Consider the following 2,869-nt stretch of genomic DNA (forward strand, 5'->3'; position numbering starts at 1 on the left):
CGGGCCGCCGCCCGCCGACGCGGAGGGCCTCGCCCGGCGGATCAAGGCGGCGCCGCTGACGCTGACCGCGACCAGAGGCGTCGAGCGCGCCATCTCCACCGCGGGCGGCGTGCGTCTGTCCGAGGTCGACGACGGCTTCATGCTGCGCGGGCGGCCGGGCGTGTTCGTGGCGGGCGAGATGCTGGACTGGGAGGCTCCGACCGGCGGCTACCTGCTGCAGGCGAGCTTCGCCACCGGCGCCGCGGCAGGTGACGGCGCGGCGAGTTGGCTCGCTCGCATGTGGGGCGATCGTCCCCATCTGACGTGAGGCGGGCCGCGCCCGCCGGCGCTGCGCGGGAGACGCGCGGGGTCCATGGTTTCGTGGTATGGAGCGTGCGCCGATGACCCATTCGCACGATCACGATCACGCCGCGCCCTTCGCGGCGCCAGGGCATGATCACCGCGCCTGCGCCGCGACGCTGATCGCGCGCGCGGAACGGCTGTGCGCCGCCCGCGGGGCGCGCCTCACCGACATGCGCCGCCGGGTGCTGGAGGCGCTGGCCGCCGACCATGTGCCGGCCGGCGCCTATGACGTGATCGAGCGCGTGGCGCGGGAGGGCGAGCGCCGCCCCGCGCCCATCACCGTCTACCGGGCTCTGGACTTCCTGCTGGCCCACGGCCTCGCCCACCGCATCGAAAGCCGCAACGCCTTCGTGGCCTGCAGCCATGAGCACGGGCCGGGCGACGGCGGGCCGGTCGCCTTCCTGATCTGCGAGAGCTGCGGCGCGGTGGGCGAGGCGTCGTCCTCCGCCTTCGCGGCGGCGCTCGACGCGCTCGCCGGCGAGGCGGGGTTCCGCGCCCGCTCGCAGGTGGTGGAGATCTCCGGCGAATGCTCCCACTGCCGCGCGGCCGCCGCGCCCAAGGACCTCTCCCGATGACCAGCGCCGAAACCCTCTGCCGGCCCGAGCCCGTCGTCTCCGCGCCCGCGTCGTGCCCCATGGCGCTCGGCGCCCGGCGCGCCTCCTGCGGCGTGGACGTGGGCGGCGTTCAGGTCGGCGGCGGCGCGCCGGTCGCGGTGCAGTCCATGACCAACACCGACACCGCGGACGTGGACGCCAACGTGGCGCAGGTGGCGGCGCTCGCCCGCGCCGGCTCGGAGCTGGTGCGCATCACCGTGGACCGGGCGGAGGCGGCCGCCGCCGTGCCGCACATCCGCGACAGGCTCGCCGCCCGCGGGATCACGACGCCGCTGGTAGGCGACTTCCACTACATCGGCCACACCCTGCTGACCGAGCATCCGGCCTGCGCCGAGGCGCTGGCCAAGTACCGCATCAACCCCGGCAATGTGGGCTTCGGCGCCAAGCGCGACCGGCATTTCGCCCAGATCATCGAGGTGGCGGCCCGGCTCGACAAACCGGTGCGCATCGGCGGCAACTGGGGCTCGCTCGACGGCGAGATGCTGGCCGCGCTGATGGACGAGAACGCCTCCGCGCCCCAGCCGAAGGACGCCCGCGAGGTGACGCGCGAGGCGCTGATCCGCTCCGTGCTGCTCTCCGCCGCCCGCGCCGAGGAGCTCGGCCTGCCGAAGAACCGCATCATCCTCTCCGCCAAGGTCTCGGCGGTGCAGGACCTGATCGCGGTCTATCTGGAGATCGCCCGCCGCTCGGACTACGCGCTCCATCTCGGCCTGACCGAGGCGGGCATGGGCTCCAAGGGGATCGTGGCCTCCGCCGCCGCGCTCGGCGTACTGCTGCAGCAGGGCGTCGGCGACACCATCCGCTGCTCGCTGACGCCCGAACCCGGCGGCGACCGCACGCTGGAGGTGAAGGTGGCGCAGGAGATCCTGCAGACCATGGGCTTCCGCACCTTCGTGCCGCTGGTGGCCGCCTGCCCCGGCTGCGGCCGCACCACCTCCACCGTGTTCCAGGAGCTCGCCCGCGACGTCCAGACCTACATCGTCGAGCGCATGCCGGAGTGGAAGACCCGCTATCCGGGCGCCGAGGCGCTGAACGTGGCGGTGATGGGCTGCATCGTGAACGGGCCGGGCGAATCCAAGCACGCCGACATCGGCATCTCGCTGCCGGGCACGGGCGAGGTCCCGACCGCGCCGGTGTTCGTGGACGGCAAGAAGGTCAAGACGCTGCGCGGGCCGAACCTGGTCGCGGAGTTCAAGGGCATCGTCGAGGACTATGTCGCCCGCCGCTTCGGCGCCGGCGGGAGCAAGGACGCGGCCGAGTAGGTTTTTCGCCCCTCACCCCAGCCGGGCGCGGGGGTGGAACGCGGCGTGCACCGCCGCGAGCCGGGCGGCGTCCACCTCGGTGTAAATCTGGGTCGTCGACAGGCTGGCGTGGCCGAGAAGCTCCTGGATGGTCCGCAGGTCGCCGCCCCGCGCCAGCAGATGGGTGGCGAAGGAGTGCCGCAGCGCGTGGGGCGTGGCGCTGTCCGGCAGGCCGAGGCTTCCCCGCATGCGGGCCACCGCCTGCTGCACCAGCCGCGGATTGAGGGGCCCGCCCTTCGCGCCCACGAACAGCGGCCCCTCCGGCGCGAGCGGCCACGGACACAGGGCGAGATAGCCGGAAACCGCCGCCTGCACCGCCGCGATGACCGGAAGCTGGCGGCGCTTGCCGCCCTTGCCGGTGACCTCGATCAGGCTGACGCCCGCGACCGGCGCCTCGGCGCGGGTCAACGACAGCGCCTCGGCGATGCGCAAACCGCAGCCGTAGAGCAGCGCGATCACCGCCGCGTCGCGGGCGAGCACCCAGTCCGGCCGCTCCTCGCCAGTGCGGGTGTCGGGATCGGCGAGGGCGCGGGCGGCGGCGGGCGCCACCGGCTTCGGCAGGCTGCGGGGAATCTTCGGCGAGCGGACGGCGGCGAAGGCGGAGGCCTCGTC

At 74.2% G+C, this 2,869-nt stretch carries 4 protein-coding genes; 3 read left to right on the forward strand and 1 reads right to left on the reverse strand.

Annotation, left to right across the window (positions count from 1 at the left end; all coding sequences use genetic code 11):
• The 3 genes from ACFQ4O_RS16495 to ispG all read left to right on the forward strand — a co-directional run.
• On the forward strand, positions 1-307 hold a 307-nt coding region (locus ACFQ4O_RS16495; RefSeq protein WP_378777291.1), incomplete at its 5' end, for an NAD(P)/FAD-dependent oxidoreductase.
• Between the two features lie 73 nt (positions 308-380).
• On the forward strand, positions 381-917 hold the full coding sequence (locus ACFQ4O_RS16500; protein WP_378777293.1) for a Fur family transcriptional regulator: 537 nt from the start codon (positions 381-383) through the stop codon (positions 915-917).
• 59 nt (positions 918-976) lie between these two features.
• Positions 977-2,218 (forward strand): flavodoxin-dependent (E)-4-hydroxy-3-methylbut-2-enyl-diphosphate synthase, encoded by a 1,242-nt coding sequence (gene ispG / locus ACFQ4O_RS16505; RefSeq protein ID WP_378777297.1) that lies wholly within the window; start codon positions 977-979, stop codon positions 2,216-2,218.
• Between the two features lie 12 nt (positions 2,219-2,230).
• On the opposite strand, the gene ACFQ4O_RS16510 is transcribed toward ispG, so the two are convergent.
• A partial coding sequence (locus ACFQ4O_RS16510) for a tyrosine-type recombinase/integrase (RefSeq protein ID WP_378777295.1) occupies positions 2,231-2,869 on the reverse strand: 639 nt, incomplete at its 5' end.

The sequence above is a fragment of the Methylopila musalis genome, assembly GCF_042679725.1.
GTDB lineage: Bacteria > Pseudomonadota > Alphaproteobacteria > Rhizobiales > Methylopilaceae > Methylopila > Methylopila musalis.

Coding starts and splice junctions, on each gene's coding strand:
- ACFQ4O_RS16500 (WP_378777293.1), top strand. CDS start 381: ATGACCCATTCGCACGATCACGATCACGCCGCGCCCTTCGCGGCGCCA.
- ispG (WP_378777297.1), top strand. CDS start 977: ATGGCGCTCGGCGCCCGGCGCGCCTCCTGCGGCGTGGACGTGGGCGGC.